15 protein-coding genes are annotated in these 19559 nt (G+C 58.4%); 6 read left to right on the top strand and 9 right to left on the bottom strand.

The genetic code is table 11. From position 1 onward, the window contains the following. The coding region (locus ACESMW_RS00915; RefSeq protein WP_372985217.1) for a contractile injection system protein, VgrG/Pvc8 family at positions 1-465 on the bottom strand (465 nt) is incomplete at its 3' end. A 322-nt stretch (positions 466-787) separates the two neighbouring features. Between ACESMW_RS00915 and ACESMW_RS00920 the strand changes: the two genes are divergently transcribed. Next, a complete protein-coding gene (locus ACESMW_RS00920) occupies positions 788-1360 on the top strand; it encodes a hypothetical protein (protein ID WP_372985218.1) in 573 nt (190 codons plus the stop codon). Positions 1361-1688: 328 nt separating this feature from the next. Beyond that, positions 1689-2714: an NADP-dependent oxidoreductase gene (locus ACESMW_RS00925; protein ID WP_372985219.1), complete on the top strand. Its 1026-nt coding sequence runs from the start codon at positions 1689-1691 to the stop codon at positions 2712-2714. A 243-nt stretch (positions 2715-2957) separates the two neighbouring features. On the opposite strand, the gene ACESMW_RS00930 is transcribed toward ACESMW_RS00925, so the two are convergent. The 4 genes from ACESMW_RS00930 to ACESMW_RS00945 are packed head-to-tail and all read right to left on the bottom strand — an operon-like array spanning position 2958 to position 7720. Beyond that, complete coding sequence (locus ACESMW_RS00930; protein WP_372985220.1) at positions 2958-4709, bottom strand: sugar phosphorylase; 1752 nt, start codon at positions 4707-4709, stop codon at positions 2958-2960. Then, positions 4706-5929: a glycosyl transferase gene (locus tag ACESMW_RS00935; RefSeq protein ID WP_372985221.1), complete on the bottom strand. Its 1224-nt coding sequence runs from the start codon at positions 5927-5929 to the stop codon at positions 4706-4708. Before ACESMW_RS00935 ends, ACESMW_RS00930 begins: the two co-directional genes overlap by 4 nt. 14 nt (positions 5930-5943) lie before the next feature. Continuing rightward, complete coding sequence (locus ACESMW_RS00940) at positions 5944-6747, bottom strand: HAD-IIB family hydrolase (RefSeq protein WP_372985222.1); 804 nt, start codon at positions 6745-6747, stop codon at positions 5944-5946. 22 nt (positions 6748-6769) lie between these two features. Then, complete coding sequence (locus ACESMW_RS00945) at positions 6770-7720, bottom strand: hypothetical protein (protein ID WP_372985223.1); 951 nt, start codon at positions 7718-7720, stop codon at positions 6770-6772. Between the two features lie 68 nt (positions 7721-7788). Between ACESMW_RS00945 and ACESMW_RS00950 the strand changes: the two genes are divergently transcribed. Then, a complete protein-coding gene (locus ACESMW_RS00950) occupies positions 7789-9243 on the top strand; it encodes a protein adenylyltransferase SelO (protein ID WP_372985224.1) in 1455 nt (484 codons plus the stop codon). A gap of 129 nt (positions 9244-9372) precedes the next feature. Here the strand turns inward: ACESMW_RS00950 and ACESMW_RS00955 are convergent, their stop codons facing one another. Beyond that, a complete protein-coding gene (locus ACESMW_RS00955) occupies positions 9373-10887 on the bottom strand; it encodes a fumarate hydratase (protein ID WP_372985225.1) in 1515 nt (504 codons plus the stop codon). 183 nt (positions 10888-11070) lie between these two features. Between ACESMW_RS00955 and ACESMW_RS00960 the strand changes: the two genes are divergently transcribed. Both ACESMW_RS00960 and ACESMW_RS00965 read left to right on the top strand, forming a co-directional pair. Further along, entirely contained in the window at positions 11071-11844 is a 774-nt protein-coding gene (locus ACESMW_RS00960; RefSeq protein ID WP_372985226.1) for an enoyl-CoA hydratase, read from the top strand. Positions 11845-12070: 226 nt separating this feature from the next. Further along, positions 12071-14863 (top strand): MECDP-synthase, encoded by a 2793-nt coding sequence (locus ACESMW_RS00965; RefSeq protein ID WP_372985227.1) that lies wholly within the window; start codon positions 12071-12073, stop codon positions 14861-14863. 53 nt (positions 14864-14916) lie between these two features. On the opposite strand, the gene ACESMW_RS00970 is transcribed toward ACESMW_RS00965, so the two are convergent. Continuing rightward, positions 14917-15975 carry a CaiB/BaiF CoA transferase family protein gene (locus tag ACESMW_RS00970; RefSeq protein ID WP_372985228.1) on the bottom strand — a complete coding sequence of 353 codons (1059 nt, stop codon included), beginning with the start codon at positions 15973-15975 and terminating at the stop codon, positions 14917-14919. A 179-nt stretch (positions 15976-16154) separates the two neighbouring features. Between ACESMW_RS00970 and ACESMW_RS00975 the strand changes: the two genes are divergently transcribed. Beyond that, on the top strand, positions 16155-17174 hold the full coding sequence (locus ACESMW_RS00975; protein ID WP_372985229.1) for an AraC family transcriptional regulator: 1020 nt from the start codon (positions 16155-16157) through the stop codon (positions 17172-17174). Between the two features lie 5 nt (positions 17175-17179). On the opposite strand, the gene ACESMW_RS00980 is transcribed toward ACESMW_RS00975, so the two are convergent. Together ACESMW_RS00980 and rmuC are read right to left on the bottom strand one after the other, a co-directional pair. Beyond that, positions 17180-18037, bottom strand: coding sequence for a hypothetical protein (locus tag ACESMW_RS00980; protein ID WP_372985230.1), 858 nt, complete (start codon positions 18035-18037; stop codon positions 17180-17182). Between the two features lie 5 nt (positions 18038-18042). Next, positions 18043-19431, bottom strand: a complete 1389-nt coding sequence (gene rmuC / locus ACESMW_RS00985) for a DNA recombination protein RmuC (RefSeq protein ID WP_372985231.1) — start codon at positions 19429-19431, stop codon at positions 18043-18045. Positions 19432-19559: the final 128 nt, after the last annotated feature.

The following is a 19559-nucleotide window of genomic DNA, read 5'->3' on the forward strand; positions in this document are numbered from 1 at the left end:
CAGGTCGCTTTCCCGGTGCTGGACGCAGTATTCCCGTTCCTCCGGAGCGCGTTTCAGATCGAAGATCGTATCCACGATGCCCCGCTCTTCCAGCAGGGTGCGAATGATGCTCTCGGAGCTCTGGCCCTGGAAGATGCGGCTGTTGTGCATCAGGCCGAGACGCCAAAGCGGGGGCTGGAACAGCACCTCGTACCGGGTGCGGCGGTGGCCGGTGTCGCCCCGGGCGAATTCGTTGACCACGCCGGTGAAGCGGCGCAGGGGTTGGCCGTCCTGCCAGACCACCAGATCGACAGGTTGTTCCAGCATAAATTCGGCGGAGACGTCAGGATCGGTACTGGCCAGCTCCAGTCGGCCCTGGAACAGCTCGGAAAGGCTCTCGGTCAGCGCGAAGGCGACCACGGCGAAATGATCAGAAGGAAAGTCACCGACACGGGCGGTGAACTGCAATCCACTTGCCTGGGGCATGTCTTCAGTCCTTGAAGGGTTGATTCGGTCCGTTGAATCGGTACGGGTAATAGTGGCCATCGGATCCTTGATGGGGAGCCCGCGAAGTTGGAGAAGGTACCAGCGGTTTGGGAGAAAATCCAGAGTTGGGGGGATGGGATTGAAGTTGGGGTCAGATGAACGAGTTCATCAGACCCCTGAGCATGGCCTTGGGGTCTGAAGAAAGCATTCTTCTGACCCCGAGTTTATCCCGCCGGACTTGGAGACGTGAACTTGGAATCGGAATGGCAGAGCAGTTTTAGGGTAATCTGACACGCCACTGGTACCCAAAGGAAAGGAAACCATGATGAATAGCCACGGACCTGGCTGTATCTGCCACGTATTGTTGAATCACTACCTATCGAGCATCGTCGCCCTCTCGTTTTTAGCCGCTCTCATGCTGATGCAATCAGGGTGCGCTATGACGATGACAAACACCGTTGACGTTATTGGTGAAAGAACTCAGGAAGGAGAGGTCATCCACCTGTCAGGTTCAGAATCGGCACGGATCCCCGTTACCGAATTCGAATACAGAATGGATGATAATTTTTTCTACGCACTCGAGTGGAAGTCGCGCATCTCCAGACAAGAATTCAAGCACGTCGGGGATGCAATTCTCCCCGTCCAGAAACTAACCCCGGAATGGCAACCGGTAACCGCCAGCATCAACGACAAATCGGTTGAAGTTGAAGCCCGAATGTACAAAACGGAGGCGGGGTACCACCTGGTACAAATCCGCAGGGATTACCAGCTTTGGTACGCCTACCCGGCGGATGCTGTCGCTTATACGCTGATGCCCATTGACCTGGTCAAAAACACGGTCATCACCGGTACCCTGATTCATCTTTACGGATTTTTGAATCTTGTGACTCCTTGACTCCGGGAATTCACAAGATGGATGGTGAACCGGCTGAGTGCCAGCAAGTCTGTCTGGGCCCTGGGCATGACCTTGATCAGGGACTTGGGGTCTGAAGAAAGCCTTCTTCTGACCCCGACTTTGCCCGCGAGTTTTGAGGGTAGCCTAAGTTGGGGTCAGATGAAGGTTTTCATCAGACCCCTGAGGCTGAACTGCCCCCTGAGCTAAGATCCCTTAGCTAGATCCCGCCCTCGAATTAGCCCCCACCCTGTGGATCATTGACCCGCCGCCTTTTCTCCGGCACTCTAATCTGGTTTCGTAATGCAACCTAAATAGGCAGGTGTCCCAAGTGAGCGAATACAAGAATCGAGCGATCGTGTTGAAGAAGCGGCCCGAGGGGGAAATTCAGGACGGTGATCTGGTCATGGAGGAGCGGCCGGTTCGGGCACCGGGAGATGGTGAGGTGGTTGCCAAGGTGCTTTGGCTGTCGCTGGATCCGTACATGCGCCCCCGGATGAATGATGCCAAGGGGTATATGGATCCGATCGGGATTGATGAGGTGATTGTTGGCGAGAGTGTCGCGCAGATCGTTGAATCCCGCTCAGACAAGCTGAAGGTGGGTGATCTGGTCACCTGCTATTCCGGTTGGCAGGAATACGTCACCTTCCCTGCTGATGCGCCGATGGTTTACCGGGTTCAGCAGAAGGAAGGTGTTCCGCTTCAGGCTTATCTGGGTGTTGCCGGTATGCCGGGGCGCACCGGTTATTGTGGCCTGATGTATGTCGGCAAACCGCAACCGGGCGAGACCGTGGTGGTGTCTGCGGCTTCCGGGCCGGTTGGAACCGTGGTTGGCCAGACGGCCAAGACCGAGGGTTGTCGCGTGGTTGGTGTGGCCGGTGGTCCGGAAAAATGCCGGTTTGTGGTCGAGGAATTGGGGTTTGATGCCTGTGTAGATTATAAGGCTGGCAACCTGGAGGCGGATCTGAAGGCGGCCTGCCCGGATGGTATCGATATCTATTTCGAGAATGTGGGTGGTGCGGTGACCCGCGCGGTGGCGCCTTTGCTTAATCCGGGAGCCCGGGTGCCGATCTGTGGGTATGTGTCTGCTTACAACGCCAAAGATATGGCGGAAGTGGAAACGCCATTCCATGTGCTCAAAGCCCTGGATCCCGTGCCGGAACATCGGTTTTTCCTGGTGACAGAGTGGCAGGACCAGCATCAGGAGATTACCGACATTCTGGCGTCCCGGGTTGCCAGTGGGGAGTTGAAGTATCGGGAGACGGTGGCCGAGGGACTGGAGAATGCGGTGGAGGCCTTCAAGGGGATGTTGAAGGGGAAGAACTTCGGGAAGCAGTTGGTTCGGGTTTCGGAGTGAGCATGGGGTCTGAAGAAAGCTTTCTTCTGACCCCGATTTTAACCGCGAGTTTGGTGGTGGGCCCAACTTGGGGTCAGATGAAAGTGTTCATCAGACCCCTGAGCATGCCCCGGCTTTAAACGCGAGTTGTGGGTGAGGTGAAGTTGGGGTCAGATGAAGGCTTTCATCAGACCCCTGAGCTTGGCTCCGGTTTTAAGGGTGAGTCTGGGGTGGACCTAACTTGGGGTCAGATGAACAAGTTCATCAGACCCCTGAGTGTCTGCCCCCTGTTTGGTTGGAGAGCCAGACGCTTTGGTAGGGCTTTAGGGTGATGCTGCCTGAGAGGTCATCGATGGCCATGCCGGAGATCAGGTCGACCCAGTGGTCGGTGCCGATGAGGTTAATGTCGCTGAGCGCCACCTGCTGCACTTCGTTGCTGATGTTGTGGATGCAGAATACGGACTGGTCGCGGCGCATGCTTTGGCGCCAGAAGCCGAAGATTTGCAGGCCCAGGTGGAGGGTGAACTGGGTGGCGTTGGGATGGAAGGCGGCCTGGCCGCGGCGGATGCCGATCAGGCGTTTCAGTTCGTGGTAGACCTTGCTGTGGTGGCATAGCGGGTTTTCCAGCTCTTCCTCGAGCTTGTCCAGCTGCCACTGGCCCCGGTTAATGGATCTCAGCCGGCCGGTGTTTTCCACCCTGGCGTAATCATTTTCCGTGCCCAGAAGGCTGTGGATGTAGAAGGCCGGAATCCCCTCCAGTGCCAACATGACGGTGTGGGCACACAGGAAGCGCTGCAGCTGGCGGTGGTCCGCCCCACCCTCCGCGGTGCCTTTGAGGGCATCCCACAAGGCAATATTGATCTCATAAGGCTGATCACGACCATCGGCGGTGCGACGGTAAGATACCTTGCCTCCGAACGACTCCATGGTATTGATCAGGCGCTGTTTCTCGTCTTCCTCCAGCAGCCCGTCCGTCGGCCTCATGCCGATGCCGTCGTGGGAGGCGATAAAGTTCAGGTAGGTGGTCCCCATCTGCGCTGGCGGCATGCTCATGAGCCAGGTTTTGAGATGGCGGCAGTTCCCCGTTACCAGGGTGTTGATGAGCAAAGGCGGCAGGGAGAAGTTGTAGATCACGTGCGCTTCGTTGGCGTTCCCGAAATAGGTCAGGTTCTCACGATTGGGCACGTTGGTTTCCGTGATCACCACCGCGTTCGGCGTATGGTGCTCGATGAGAAGTCGCAGGATCTTGATCAGCTCGTGGGTCTGCTGCAGGTGAATGCAGGGGGTGCCGGGTTCTTTCCAGAGAAACGCCACAGCATCGAGTCTGAACATAACCACGCCATGGTCCAGGTAACGCTTGATGATGCCGGCAAACTCGATCAGCACCCGGGGATTGGCGAAGTTCAGATCCACCTGGTCATCACTGAAGGTACACCACACGTAGCGCTCGCCATCCTCGGTCTGCACCGGAGTCAGCAATGGCGAGGTTCTTGGCCGGACCACGGCGCTCAAGTCATCCTTCGGGTTGCCCTCGAAGAAATAATCCTTGCCAGGATCGACCCGCTTGCGGAAGTTCTCGAACCAGCGGCTGCGCGCAGACATGTGGTTGATCACCAGGTCCGCCATCAGTTTGAAGTCGCCGGCGATCTGCTCGACATCGCTCCAGGAGCCATGGGACTCGTTCACCGCCAGGTAGTCCATGACTGAAAAGCCATCGTCGGAGCTGTACGGGAAGAACGGCAGAATGTGGACCGCCGAAACGGTCTCGGCCAAACAATCCGTCAGGAACCGGTGCAGGGTCTGCAGCGGCTTCTCACCCTCACGCTGGACGGTATCGGCATAGGTGATCAGGATAATATCCGACTCATCCCAGTTGTTCTGGTGTGCTGGTGGCGGCTCCCGGTTCGGGGCGAGGTCCATGGTGCCCAGCAGCTGTTGCGTCAGGAAATCGCAGTCCAGTTCCGGGTACACCACCTCCAGCATGCCGACCAGTTTGGCCTTGAGGGGCTGGCTCATGGCCGATACTCCTCGTTATCCAGCTCCACCGCTTCCAGCAGTTGCTCCTTGATGTCCGGGATGGCACTGGTGACACGGTTCCAGCTCGGGATGAAGGGCGTGTCCATGGGGTTATCCAGAAAATAGGCGCCGGCCCGCATCACGTTCTGGGCGAACAGCTCCACCGCCTTTTCTTCCTTGTGCCGGTCGAAGGTCAGGCCGTTGATGATGGCGTCGTTCTGGTAGGTTTCCACGAAATCCAGGGCAATCCGGAAGTAGGTTGCCTTGATGGTGCGGAATTTTTCGTTGGAGAAGATCTCGCCGTTGGTCGCCAGCTTGCGGAACAGGGCCTTGGCGATGTCCACGCTCATCTTGGATAGACCCCGACTGGCATCTTCCGGGGACAGTTCCTGGTGCTTGTGATCATAGGTATCCGCGATATCCACCTGGCACAGCCGGTTGGTGGCGTAGTTGCGCTTCATCTCGGACAGCACGCCAATTTCCAGGCCCCAGTCGCTGGGAATACGCAGGTCATTGATGACGTCGGTACGGAACGAGAACTCGCCAGCCAGCGGGTAGCGATAGCTGTCCAGGTAATCCAGGAAATCGCTGGGGCCACAGACCTTCTTCAGGGCCCGGATCAGCGGCGTGACCAGCAGGCGGCTGACCCGGCCATTCATTTTCGAGTCCGCCACCCGGGCGTAATAGCCCTTGCAGAACATATAGTTGAACGCGGGGTTGGCCACCGGGTAGATCAGGCGGGCCACCAGATCCCGGGAATAGGTCAGGATGTCACAATCGTGCAGAGCCACGGACTTACTGACACCGGAAGCCAGTACATAGCCAAAGCAATACCAGACGTTCCGGCCCTTGCCCATTTCGGTGGGCGCCAGGTTTTGCTCCCTCAGCTTGAGGTCCAGAGCGCGCAAGCGCGGGCCGTCGTTCCAGAGTACCTTGAACTCCTGGGGCAACTCGGAGAAATACTCTAAGGCATGCCGGTACTGTCCCTCATCGGCCCGGTCCAGCCCGATCACGATCTGGTCCAGGTAAGGCACCTTCGCCAGTTCACTGACGATGTTTTTCAGCGCTGGGCCCTCCAGCTCCGAATACAGCGAAGGCAGCACGAGTGACATCGGCCGGGCCTTTCGGAAGCTCATCAGCTCCGCTTCCATCTCCTCAACAGGGCGGCGGACAAGGTTATGCAACGTGGTGACTATGCCGTTCTGGTAAAAGTCGCCCATGGCGGCTCTCCTCTTTAATACCCGTACTCAAGCAGCAGGTTGAGTACACAGTCATTCCAGCCCTCGGGGCCGGATCTGAGGGAGCGTATGGGCCGGCGGTCAGACGGCAGCTGGACGTTCTCGCTGTTGACGCCCCGGATCACCACTGGGACGTCGGAAGCCTCCAGCATGCCCTGGTCGTTCGGGCTGTCACCCAGTGCGATGGCCAGTACCGGCTCGCGGCCATAACGCTCCTGGTATTTACCCAGCAAGAAACGGGCCCCATCGGCCTTGTCGAAGATCCCCATGGCGTGCCAGAAGCGGCCACCCTGCACCAGGCGCAGATTGTCAGAGGCCAGCGAGGCCTCGAATTGGCGCAATTCCTCCTCGCTACCTTCCCAGATCAGCGGCTCGGTGCCATGGCGTTGCATCGCCCGTGACGCTGCGGTGACATCCAGGCCGGTGACATCCGCCAGCTCCTCCGCCGACATGTCCTCGAAGCCCCGAAAGCGTGCACCGGCGGCCCGTAACCGACCCAGCGCAGACAACACCACCGCCCGGGATGCGCCAAAATTCACCACCTGCTCCGAGGAATTGCCGAAAATACCGGCAGGAATGACGACAGCTGCACCGTTTTCGACAATATAAGGATCGCCATTGCCCAGTTCGTTCCGGAGTACCGCGATCTCCGCTGCGGTCTTGCTGGAGTTGAGGATCAGGGGGATTCCCGCCGCTCGTACCCTGGCCAGAGCAGGCCGGGCAGCCTCCCAGGAATAGTCCTCGTGGTCCAGCAATGTACCATCGAGATCGGTAAACAGAATCAGGTGTGGCCTGGGCATAGGTTTCCCTCGTTTGGGTTTGCTAACCGGAGCCCGGAGGCTCCCTGAACTGTGGCGCCGCCAGCGAATGGTCCGCACCGACCGGAATCAGGACATCGGCCCGGCCCGGCATTTCCCGGAGGCTATGCTCGGTCACCCGCTGGTAGTGCATGATGAATCGGGCTACCTCTTCGTCAGACATGATGCGCAACGAAGGGGCACCCTCATCGCTGGCGCCCTCTTCTGGTGCGCTGGCATGGCGTGCCGCCAGCTTGTGTTCCTGCAAGGTGCGCCATTCCAGCACGCACTCCATGGACGGCGCCTTGAGCATCACCAGGTAATCGAGCCGGTCGAAGAACGCCCGGTAGCTGTCTTTCAGGCATTCGTTCACATAGCTTCGCCAGGTGGCATGGGCGTCCTCCTCGGCTTCCAGCGTATTGACCGGCCGGGCCAGCGCTTCTTCAGGTTCCGGCGCGGCCCCCAGGCACCAGCCCTCGACCAGGATAACCTCTGCCGGGCCTTCGAATACCGGCCAACGGTCCCGGGGCGCACGGTCATCCCTGGCCTTGTCGAAAGCGGGAATCGGGGTCTTGTCCCCGGGTTTTGCGGCGAGGAGCTGGTCGATCACCTTCTGGCCCAGGGACACATCGTGGGTGCCCGGCACACCACGGGTAATGAACAGCGGATGTACGAGTCCGGCAAGTCTCTGCCGCTCTGCTCTGGTAAGGTAGATATCATCAACGGAGAAGCTGGCTGTGGCCGTGCCGTAGTGGCGGCTCAGGATTTCTTTGAGGAACAGGGTCAGGGTTGATTTTCCCGTCCCCTGGGCTCCATGGATACCAATAAGCACCGGCCGCCCCAGCCGTTGCCGAAGTTCGAGAATCCGGTGCGCCAGGGGCAGAATGGTCTGTTCGACGGTGTGTCCGTATGAGGAAGGTAAACCTTCCTGGCTGATCAGGGTCTCAATGGTCGGGTTGAGTTCGTTTTCAGACACGGTGGTTTCCTGAATCGGTTTGAATTAAAAGCAGCAGAATCTGTACCAACTGAGAGTATACGCATTGTATGAATGACACAGGTTTCCGGATCGAGCATCGCTACCTGGAGCTTCCGGACAGTTTTTACACCCGGGTACAGCCAAAGCAGCTGACCAACGCCAGGATGGTCACCTTTAACCATGAACTGGCGCGCCAGATGGGCTTTCATGTGAGCTCGGCGGAGGAATGGACCGGTGTCGGGGCCGGCACAGAGCTGCTGGAAGGTATGGACCCGGTGGCCATGAAATACACCGGCCATCAGTTCGGCATGTACAACCCGGAACTGGGGGACGGCCGCGGCCTGCTGCTGTGGGAGACCGTCGGCCCCCACGGCCGGCGCTGGGACTGGCACCTCAAGGGCGCAGGCACCACACCCTACTCCCGCTTCGGCGATGGCCGTGCGGTATTGCGCTCCACCATCCGGGAATACCTGTGCAGTGAAGCCATGCACTTTCTCGGCATCCCCACCACCCGGGCCCTGTTCATGGTCAGCGCCAGAGACCCGATCCGCCGGGAAACCATCGAAACCGCCGCCGCGCTGATGCGGGTGGCCGAGAGCCATATCCGCTTCGGCCACTTCGAATTCGCAGCCCATCATGAGGGGCCGGAAGCGGTGAAGACCCTGATCGAACATGTCATCGCCCTGCACTTCCCGCACCTGATCGACCTGCCGGACGACGAGCGCCACACCCGCTGGTTCGAGGAAGTGATTGAACGAACCGCCCGGCTGATCGCCGACTGGCAGGCCGTGGGCTTCTGCCATGGCGTGATGAACAGCGACAATATGTCCATCATCGGCGATACCTTCGACTATGGGCCCTACGCCTTCCTCGACGACTTCGACGCCGGCTACATCTGCAACCACACAGACCAGGAAGGCCGCTACGCCTACAACCGCCAGCCCCAGGTCGGCTTTGTGAACTGCCAGTACCTGGCCAATGCCCTGTTGCCGGTGATGGACGAGGACAGCGTCCGCCGGGGGCTGAGACGGTACGAGGTGATCTACAACGAGCGTTTCCTGCAGAACATGCGCGACAAGCTTGGTCTGGCCGAACCGGATGACTCGGACCTCAGCCTGATCATGGAAACCTTCAGCATGCTCCACGAACACCACGTGGACTACACCCGCTTCTTCCGCGGCCTCTCCAACCTCTACGACAAGGGCCACGACCCGGTACGGGACCTGTTCGTGGACCGCAGCGTGGCGGATGAATGGCTTGAGCGCTACGAACAACGCCTGCAAAAAGAAACCCGCGCCCACGACGAGCGGGAATACGCCATGCGCAGGGTGAACCCGAAGTACATCCTGAGAAACTACCTGGCCCAGCAGGTGATCCAGGAGGCTCAGAACGGAGATTATCAGCCGATGGAGGAGTTACTGGAGGTGCTCAGGCGGCCGTTTGGTGAGCAGCCGGAGTTTGAGAAATATGCAGCGCTGCCGCCGGATTGGGGGAAGCATTTGAATATCAGCTGTTCCAGCTGAGGGGTCATGCACAGGGGTCTGAAGAACTCGTTCTTCTGACCCCAACTTAAGCCAAACTCCAAAACTAAAAAGGGGTCAGATGAAAGCTTTCATCAGACCCCGGAGTTCTTCTGACCCCAATTTCAGCCCTTAAACCGCCTTGGCAGCAATAATCTTGTCATGCCACTCCACCGGCCCGGTCTGGTGCACGGAGCTACCCCGTGAATCCACCGCCACGGTCACCGGCATGTCTTCCACCTCGAACTCATAGATGGCTTCCATACCCAGCTCTTCAAACGCCACCACCTTGGCTTCCTTGATCGCCTTGGACACCAGGTAAGCAGCACCACCCACGGCCATCAGATATACCGCGCCATATTCTTTGATGGCGTCGATGGCTACCTGGCCGCGCTCGGCTTTACCGATCATGCCGGTGAGGCCGGTTTTCTCGAGCATGGTGTGGGTGAACTTGTCCATACGGGTCGCGGTAGTCGGACCGGCGGGGCCAACCACTTCTTCGCGTACCGGATCCACCGGGCCCACGTAATAGATGAAGCGGCCTTTCAGATCCACCGGCAGCTCTTCACCGGCTTCGATCATGTCCACCATCTTCTTGTGGGCAGCATCACGGCCGGTCAGCATCTTGCCGGACAGCAGAACGGTCTCACCCGGCTGCCACTCTTTGACTTCTTCCGGCGTCACGGTATCCAGGTTCACCCGGCGAACGTTCTCCCCCACTTCCCAGGTAATCTCGGGCCAGTCATCCAGGCTCGGCGGGGTCTGCAGGGACGGACCCGTGCCGTCCAGGGTGAAGTGCGCGTGGCGGGTGGCCGCACAGTTCGGGATGATCGCTACCGGCTTGTTGGCGGCGTGGGTCGGGTAATCCTTCACCTTCACATCCAGAACCGTGGTCAGGCCGCCAAGGCCCTGGGCACCGATGCCGAGCTCGTTGACCTTCTCGAACAGTTCCAGGCGCAGCTCTTCGGAGCGGTTGGAAGCACCACGGGCCTGCAAATCATGAATATCGATCGGATCCAGCAGGGCTTCCTTGGCCAGTTCCATCGCCTTCTCGGCGGTACCACCGATGCCGATACCCAGCATGCCCGGCGGACACCAGCCGGCACCCATCTGCGGAACCATCTTCAGAACCCAGTCCACCACGGAATCGGACGGGTTGAGCATGGCGAACTTGGACTTGGCCTCGGAACCGCCACCCTTGGCAGCCACGTGAACCTCAACGGTATCGCCCGGAACCATCTTGTAGTGGATGATGGCCGGGGTGTTGTCCTTGGTGTTCTGGCGCTTGCCATCCGGATCCGCCAGCACGGAAGCGCGCAGCACGTTGTCCGGGTGGGTAAAGGCGCGACGAACGCCTTCGTTGATCACATCATCCAGGGGCATTTCGCAGTCCCACTGCACGTTCATGCCGATGTTCACGAAAACGGTAACAATGCCGGTGTCCTGACAGATCGGACGGTGGCCCTGGGCACACATCCGGGAGTTGATCAGGATCTGGGCCATGGCATCCTTCGCCGCCTGGGACTCTTCCTTCTGGTAGGCCTCATACACGCCCTGGATAAAATCCTTGGGATGGTAGTAGGAAATGAATTGCAGCGCGTCCGCTACACTCTCAATCAGGTCGTCCTGGCGGATTACGGTGGTCATAGGCGCCTCATCAGCTTGTTTCGTAATATCGTGTCATCGAAAAATCGGGAGGCGAGAGTTTACCAGAAAATCGTTCGAACGAGTGATGCGACGCAAGGCGAAGGCGCTATAAAAGGAGGTAACAAAAACTATCGATCAGGGGTGCAATCCCCGGAAAATAATAACACGTTCGCAGGAGATACCGTGACCGACCTCATCCTCACCGAGAAAACAGACCGAATCCTCACCGTTCGCCTCAACCGTCCTGACCGGAAAAATGCCCTCACCCACGATATGTACACCGCCATGGGCGACGCCCTGGAACAGGCAGAATCCGACAGCGACATCCGCTGTACCCTGTTAACCGGCACCGAAGAGTGCTTCACCGCCGGCAACGACCTGAGCGAATTCGCCCAGGGCCTCCCCGGCGAATTCCGGGAAACCCCGGTCGGCCGCTTCCTTTTATTACTGGCAACCGCCACCAAACCGGTGGTGGCCGCGGTCAATGGCCCGGCCGTGGGCATCGGCACCACCATGCTATTGCACTGCGATCTCGTGGTCGCCGGCACCAACACCCGCTTCCAGATGCCCTTCGCCAACCTGGGCCTGTGCCCGGAAGGCGGCTCCAGCCTGCTTTTACCCGCCTGGCTCGGCCGGGTACGCGCCGCCGAACTGCTAATGCTCGGCAACGCCTTCACCGCGGACGACGCCCTTGAGATGGGCGTCATCAACCGCGTCTGCGATCCCACCGAGACGGAAGACAATGCCCGAGACCTATGCCACCAGCTGGCCGCCCAGGCACCCGCCGCTATTCGCGCCACCAAACAGCTGCTCAACCGGCCGGTTATGGAGGATCTGACAGATACCATGCTGACGGAAGGGCAGCTGTTCAGCGAACGCCTGAAATCGCCGGAAGCCGCCGAGGCATTCCGCGCATTCATGGAAAAACGCCAGCCCGATTTTTCCTCCTTCGACTGACTCGCAAAAGCCATTGAGGAGGCTCGACAAAGCGTTCATTGCCAACTATTTTTCAGAAAGGCCGGACTCCATCCGTGCGAGGATGACCCGAAAGGCCAGAATCACACTTTTGGCTGATCAACACTTGCCAGACTGTCGCTATAGTCAGAGATACGAAATTGGCTCAAAGCGCTGACCAAAATTTCAGAAGAACATAACGACACAACAACAGGAAAAGGTTCCACCCATGTTCAAGAAAACTCTAATAAGTCTTGCCGTGGCGTCTTCCGTTGGACTTACAGGCTGCTGGAGCAGCGGTGACGAGGGGGCGAATGCTAATCCGGATTATCAGATTACTGATACCACAATCGACAACACCCTTGTCAGGCCCATTTTTGATCCCGTACTGACATCTCCCACCTTCGACATTCCGGCAAACTTTGACCTTGTTCTTTTGCTGGGTGCGGGCCAGAGCACTAACTACGATTTTACCGGGTTTTCTACGGGCACTGACCCTGCTTCTGCGTCTGTAAGCGATTTGGCAGGCTACTCGACTTCAGGCCAAATCGACATTCGCATGAATGGCTCAGTCGACCCAGAGACCGTCATTGCAAACCAGACAGTTCATCTGGTTCCGCTCAACATGAAACCGGTGTCTGCAGCCACTCCAAACATTGAGCTGACCGCAAATCCCTCTTACATCGACACAGAACAACCTTTTGACCTCGAAAAGCTTGGCGCTCAAAGAATCCGCGCCGAAGTTGTTTCACTTGACGGTGGATCGGACAACGTCATTCGAATCACTCCGCTTGAGCCGCTGGCAGACCAGACCAAATATCTGGTGCTAGTGACAGACGGGGTAAAAGGTGCAGATGGTCGCCCAACCGAACAGTCTGTTCCGTATAGCCAGATCGCCGGAGATGGGCCTCTGGGTAACCCGGGCTTCCAGTCTATTCGCGACGTTTTGAACGCGGCGATTAATTTGTCTGATGCCTGGTTAGGGGCAAACGGCATTGAGCAGGATGTAACACTTGCTTACACCATGACGACGTCAAATACCAAAACGGTATTCAACGCGATTACCGCTCCCGGTACTTACCTCGAAACACTTGGCCAGCAAGTCGTTCTCTACTCTGCTTTGCAAGTTGTGAAAGACAACCTGCCGGAAGATGCGACAGCGTCGACAGTGTTTGCAGCCCTGGCAGACGCACTTAGCGCCAGTCCGACCAACACCGAGTTGGCTCAAAAAGTCGGAGCAGCGGTCGCTCCATACAGTCAGGATGAAACATTAGGTCCGCAGGTAGTAGGGTCCATCGTTCCCGACCTGCCATTCCCCAAGCCTAGAACAACCGCTGTATATGACTCCACCATCCAGTCTTCCGCTTCTTTGACAGCTATTTCAAACTCCGGTAACGACGCGCTGATTGGAGCTGCACAGCTAGTCAACGTTTCAGAGGGCGCGATTGAGCTTCCCTATTACCAAAAGTTGCCCGGCACAGATGGAACGCCACTTATTACTGGAATGTGGCGTGGCGATACCCAAGCGGAAGCCGGCTTAAACGCTACAATTGATGCCTTTAAAGAGACTTACCCATCTCTCTCCAACTTTAGCTTCCCCCGAGATAGCGATGGAACCTTCAACCTGACTCAATACATGCCGTTCCCTGAGGAGAATGCGAAAGTAGCAGTACCAGTTACCATCTATTATCCCAACGTAGCTGCAGTCTCTGCTGCAACGGGAGGCGCTCTGGACTGTAGCTCCGCAACCGGGTCAGGCATCACAGACGTGGTGATTTTCCAGCATGGCATAACGGTTGATCGGAGTGTTGCAACGATCCCAGCCATTAACCTAACCGCGCAGTCCATAAGTCAAGGCAAGTGCATTGCGACAATTGCCATTGACCAGCCGCTCCACGGACTCGGTGGATCCACTGTCGGCACCGTTCCAGGACTGACTCCCGCAGATCAGTATATCGACCCGGCTGATTTCCCGGATGCAGATTATGTCGGGGAGCGCCACTTCTATTACAGCACTCCAGAGGGTGCCTTCAGTCCGCAACAAGAGAGTGCTATCACTGATGTGCGCTCAGGCAGCCTGTTTATAAACCTGACAAGCATGCAGACAACCAGAGACAACCTGAGACAGGGTGTTATGGATTTGCTGAATCTGTCAGCAACCATTGCGAACGGTTCACTCGACATCGATGGCAGCAACACAGATTACGGCCAAAACCAGCTTCAAACCAAGAATGTTCACTTTGTGGGCCACTCCCTTGGGGGTATCACTGGATCAGTGTTTGCGTCGATGCTGGAAAATCCGACGCTCCGGGGAACGAACTCAGCTACGGGGACTCTGTTTTACCCAGAGTTAGCCTCCATTTCTCTGATGAACACTGGTGGCCAGCTCACCAAGCTGGTTGAGAACTCCCCATCCCTTGCACCGCCAGTGCTCGGTGGCTTAGCTGCTGCTGGAGTATCCCAGGGAACCTCGACACTTGAGGCATTCCTGTATGTACTTCAGTCCACTATCGACAATGTTGACCCGGTCAACCACGGCAAGAACTTGGGCGCATTCGCAACCGCCAATGGCACAGGCATTTTGGTGTCAGAAGTGGTCGGTGACTTAACGGTTCCCAATGAGGCTAACGTTGCACCTCTGGATCAGGCCCTCTCCGCTCCGTTGGCGGGCACTGAGCCCCTGATGGCGCTGATCGACATCGGTGCAGGCGGCGGAGTACTTAATGACGGGACAGGTACTAACCTGATCTCAGCCAGCAACCCTGTTCCAGTGGGTAGCCCAGCAAATGCCGCATCGTTCTACTTTGGGCAAAATCCTTGCGTGAACGCGAACCATGGCACATTTGTAGCACCAGCAGCACCAGCTAACGAGGTGTGTCCGGAGGGCTCAAATACCTCAGCCGCATTTGCAGATATGATTGGCGAGGTTATTGGCAATGTTACTCAACAAGCCATCCCGGTTACGAATCCCGCAGTTTTGGGTGATAGCATGACTGTTGAGTTTGCTTTGGATCAGAACTGATAGGGTAGAAATGTAAAAACCCCGGCCACGCCGGGGTTTTTTTTCGTTAGAACCTAGCCAAATCGGACAGGACAGCTCAATTGCTTTTGCCTGACCCCATCCCCCCGATCAACCTCAATCACCATCCCCCTGGCCTTCAACTGCGGATGCTCCGCCGCCTCTGAAATCGTCAGCACCGGCTCCACACAGGCGTCCTGCCCGGCGAAAATTTCCTGCCACTCCGCCAGCGTCTTCTCTTTCACTTTCTCCGTGATGGCCGTCTTGAGCTGCTTCTGATCATCCGGCTTCTGGCTCAAGGCCTGGCTTTTCATCTCGGATAACCCCAGCGCGTCACACAGCCGTGCCGAGAACTGCGGCTCCAGGCTGCCCACCGACAGCCAGCGGCCATCACTGGCCTGGTAGTAATCATAGAAAGACCCACCGTTGAGCATGCCGCCCTCGGGCTTCTGCTCTACGCCACCGGCCAGGCAGGCCGCGCCGGACATGGCGTTTAAGGCAAAGGCGGCGTCGGTCATGCTGATATCGACGAACTGGCCTTTGCCAGTCTGCTGGCGTTCGATGACGGCGGCGAGGATGCCCATGACGGCGTGGTGGGAGCCGCCGGCGACGTCGGCGATCTGGATGCCCATGGGGGGCGGGCCGCTGCCTGCGCGGCCACAGTGGCTGGAGACGCCGGCGATGGAGAGGTAGTTGATGTCGTGGCCGGCGCGGTCTTTGTAGGGGCCGGTCTGGCCGTACCCGGTAATGGCACAGTAGATCAGCCCGGGGTTGATTTCACGCAGGGTCTCGTAGCCGATGCCCAGGCGGTCCATTACACCGGGGCGGAACTGCTCGACCACGATGTCGTAGTCCTTGACCATGTCCTTGATCTTGTCGGCAGCACCCTCCTTCTTCAGGTTGAGTTGCAAGGTGTCCTTGCCGCGGGTGAGATAGGAAAACGCTGTGCTGAACTTGCCATCAAAGGGGGGTATCACCTTGATGAGGTCTACCCGGTCCGGTGCCTCGATTCGAAGCACTTCTGCCCCCATATCGGCCAGCAGCATGGTGGCGTAGGGGCCGGGCAGCAGCGTGCTGAAATCCAGAACCTTCAGTGACTTCAAAGGGCCTGCCATGGTTTTCTCCTTGTTGTGACGTTTGTTTTTTCCCATGCTGCCGTGTTTTGCTCCCGGGGCCAACTGCCGGTTCCCCCATTCCTGTTGACCAATTCTTCCACACGTCAGGCAGTTAGGCCGGTTGCAATGTTCCCCCGGGGTTTTATGATGGGTTTCGTTTTCATGGAATGGCGAACGCGATGCCCAACCTCACGGTTTCAAGACATTTTGTACAGGCAGCCTTGGTCGGTGCCGAGGCGCAGGGGCTGGACACCCGGGAGATGCTGAAGGAAGCCGGGATTTCTCCGGATCTGCTGCGCATCGAGATGGCACGGGTCAGCAGTGACCAGTTCAGCCGGCTGATGCAGGTGCTCTGGAACCGCACCGGGGATGAGTTCATGGGCATGGGACCACGAAGGGCCCGCACGGGCACCTTTGCGACCATGTGCGCGCTGGTCATCGATTGCCCCAATCTTGAGGCCGTTTACCGCCAGGCTTTCCAGTTCTCTCGCCTGTTCGAGCCCATGGTGACCATGGAGCTGGAAGTCGGGGAAGAACTGGCGCGGCTGGTCTTGCGTATCGAAGGCGAGATCTACGATCCCAGTTACTTCTTGCGCGAGAGCATTCTGGTGATCTGGCATCGCCTGGGAAGCTGGCTGATCGGTCAGCCGGTGGAGCTGGACAAGGCCGAGTTCGACTACGCACGCCCGCCCCACGGTGATGAGTACCGGCATATCTTCCACTGCCCGCTGGAATTCGAGTCAGGTCAGACCGCCCTCACCTTCGACAAGCGCTTTCTGTCGACACCGGTTATCCGGGACAAGCCGGAAATGCGCCAATTCCTGAAGACTTCGCCGGCGGACCTGCTCTCCCGGCCCGATGAAAGCAACACCTGGACCGGCAGGATCCGTGCGCTGATTGGCCGGGATTTCTCCAAACCGCTGCCGGATTTCGAATGGATTGCCTCGGAATTGCATACCAGCCCGCAAACCCTACGGCGGCGCCTGAAACAAGAAAACACGTCTTTTCAGGAGATCAAGGACCTGCTGCGGCGGGACATGGCCATTTACTACCTGGGCCGGCAGGAATTGCCGATCAATGATATCGCGGAGAAGGTGGGCTTTACCGAACCCTCCACGTTCCACCGCGCCTTCAAGAAATGGACGGGCGTCACCCCCGGCGCCTATCGCGAGGGTGAACGGGGCAACCTCGAGTCCTGAAGCGGTCAGGAGCCGGCAGGCGCCTGCAGATGACGGACCAGCTGCCCCAGTGTCTGGGCGATTTCACCGGCCCGCTCCCGATTGTAGCCAAGCTGCATCAAGCGTGAGCCATCGCGGGGATCGTAGATCCAGCAGCTGGCTACCGCCGCCTCGCAGCCCCACTCGATCATGGGATTCACGCCGTAGACTTCCATGGTCTGGGTTTTACGCACGAGGCGGCTCCCCTCTTCGCGGCGAATCTCCTGGAAGCTGATAACGCTTTCGGTGGCACTCACCTCGTAGGCAACATCTGCCGGCTTGTCCAGCCGCACGACCGTCTGATCCGCGCGCCAGCCGGCCATATCCAGCAGGCTGTTGAGGTGCATCAGCAGGGCGTCACGGTCATTGTTGGTGAGGTAGAGCTTCTTGAGTGACGATATCCGCTGATCACCCGCAGGTTCAATCACAGCCACCTTGGGCGCCTGCTTGCCGTTGGCCTGATCGGCTGAACCGGACTTGCGAGTGCGTTCCACATCAGTAATCAGTTTCAGGGCCTTCTGATACTGGCTACCCTCGGTTCCGGCCTGAGTGACATAGGCTTCCAGGGCCGCCTGGGCCTCATTCAGATGGCCGGCCTGCAGCATCACCCGGCCGCGGTAAAAGAAGTATTCGGCCGGCTTCTCCGCTTCCAGCTGCTGGAGGCGATTCAGGTAATCCCCGGCTTCGCCCCAGCTACCGGCGTTAACGGCTTCCTCGGTGGCCAGCATCAAGCGGCGCATCTCGTGCTCCGGAGCCAGTGCCTGCACCTGCCCGGCGGCCGAAAGGGCGGCGACCAGTGCCACGGACCGGGCCAGTCGTTGAAACGTTCCTGATGCTACTGCCATCGCTCTTACTCCTGCTGGTTATCGGCGTTCATTGCCGCTTCCATCTCGCTATCTTCGGCATCCACTTCGGCCTGCTCCAGGATGCCCCGGGGAAGTTCTTTCTTGACCCTCACGCCCAACTCCACGAACCGGTTCGCCTGTGAAATCAGGTTACCACGGCCCCGCGTCAACGTATTCATGGCCGAATCGTAGCTGCCCTGGGCTGTCTGCAACTGGCTACCCAGGCGCTCCATGGCCTCGACAAACACCCTCAGCTTGTCATACACCGCACTGGCCCGATCCGCAATCCGCCGGGCGTTCTGGCTCTGGCGTTCATAGCGCCAGATGTTCTCGATGGTCCGCAGCGTGGCCAGGAGCGTGGTCGGTGTGACCACAATAATCTTTCGCTCGAAGGCTTCTGCGAAAAGGTTCTCGTCCTGCTGAAAAGCTGCCACGAACGCCGGCTCGATGGGCATGAACAGCAGCACGAAATCCGGCGAGTGCAGGCCATGGAGCTGGCTGTAGTCTTTCTCGCTCAGGGTACGGATATGGTTCCGCACCGCCTCCACGTGCTGTTTCAGCGCATCTGCCTGCGCACTCTCGTCTTCCTCGTTGACCCACTGCTGGTAGGCCAGCAGGGACACCTTGGAATCCACAATCAGGTTCCGGTTATCCGGCAGGTGCACCACCACATCCGGGCGCAACAGCTGGTGCTCGCCATCCCGGTAACTGCCCTGGGTTTCGTACTCCACCCCTTTGCGCAGCCCGGATTTCTCCAGCACCCTCTCCAGGATCAGTTCGCCCCAGTTACCCTGGATCTTCTTGTCACCCTTCAGGGCCCTGGTCAGGTTAGCTGCTTCCTCGGTAATCTGCCGGTTCAGCTCCTGCAGTGAGTTGATCTCGCTGCGCAGTGCCTGGCGGTCCCGGGTCTCGGTGGTGTACACGTCTTCCACGCGCTTGCGGAAATCCTGCAACTGGTCCCGAAACGGGTTGAGCAGGCTGTCCAGGCTGGTGCGGGTCTGCTGGGTGAAGCGCTCGCTCTTCTGGTCGAAGATCCGGTTGGCCAGATTCTCGAACTCCTGCTTCAACGAGTCCCGGTTACGTTCCAATAACTCCAGCTTCTCCGCTGCCGAGCGGCGCTCCCGGTCCAGGGCCACCTCCTGCTCCCGGAGCCTCACCCTCACACGGTGCAATTCGCTCGAAAGATCCTCAATCCGGGTCTGGAGGCTTTTGCGTTCGCCTTCGAGCTGCTCGATCCACTGCCGCTTGCCGCCAACGTCCGACTCCAGCCCGGCTACCCGGGTCTCAGCATCAATGGCCCGGTTCTGCCAGGCATCGGCCTTGTGGGCCGAGCGCATCAGGAAAACAGCAAGAAGCACTATCAACAGTGCCAGCACTCCCACTAATCCAGCCATCAATTCCGGCGAGGCCACTATCCATCGGGTTATCGCTTCCGGCACTGCAAGACGCTCCTGGTTGGTTTGCCCGGATGATCACATCATGACGAACAGTTTAACGTAACAATGGAACCTTTTGCGTTGCC

Origin of the sequence: Marinobacter sp., assembly GCF_041690455.1 — a bacterium.
Taxonomy (GTDB): domain Bacteria; phylum Pseudomonadota; class Gammaproteobacteria; order Pseudomonadales; family Oleiphilaceae; genus Marinobacter.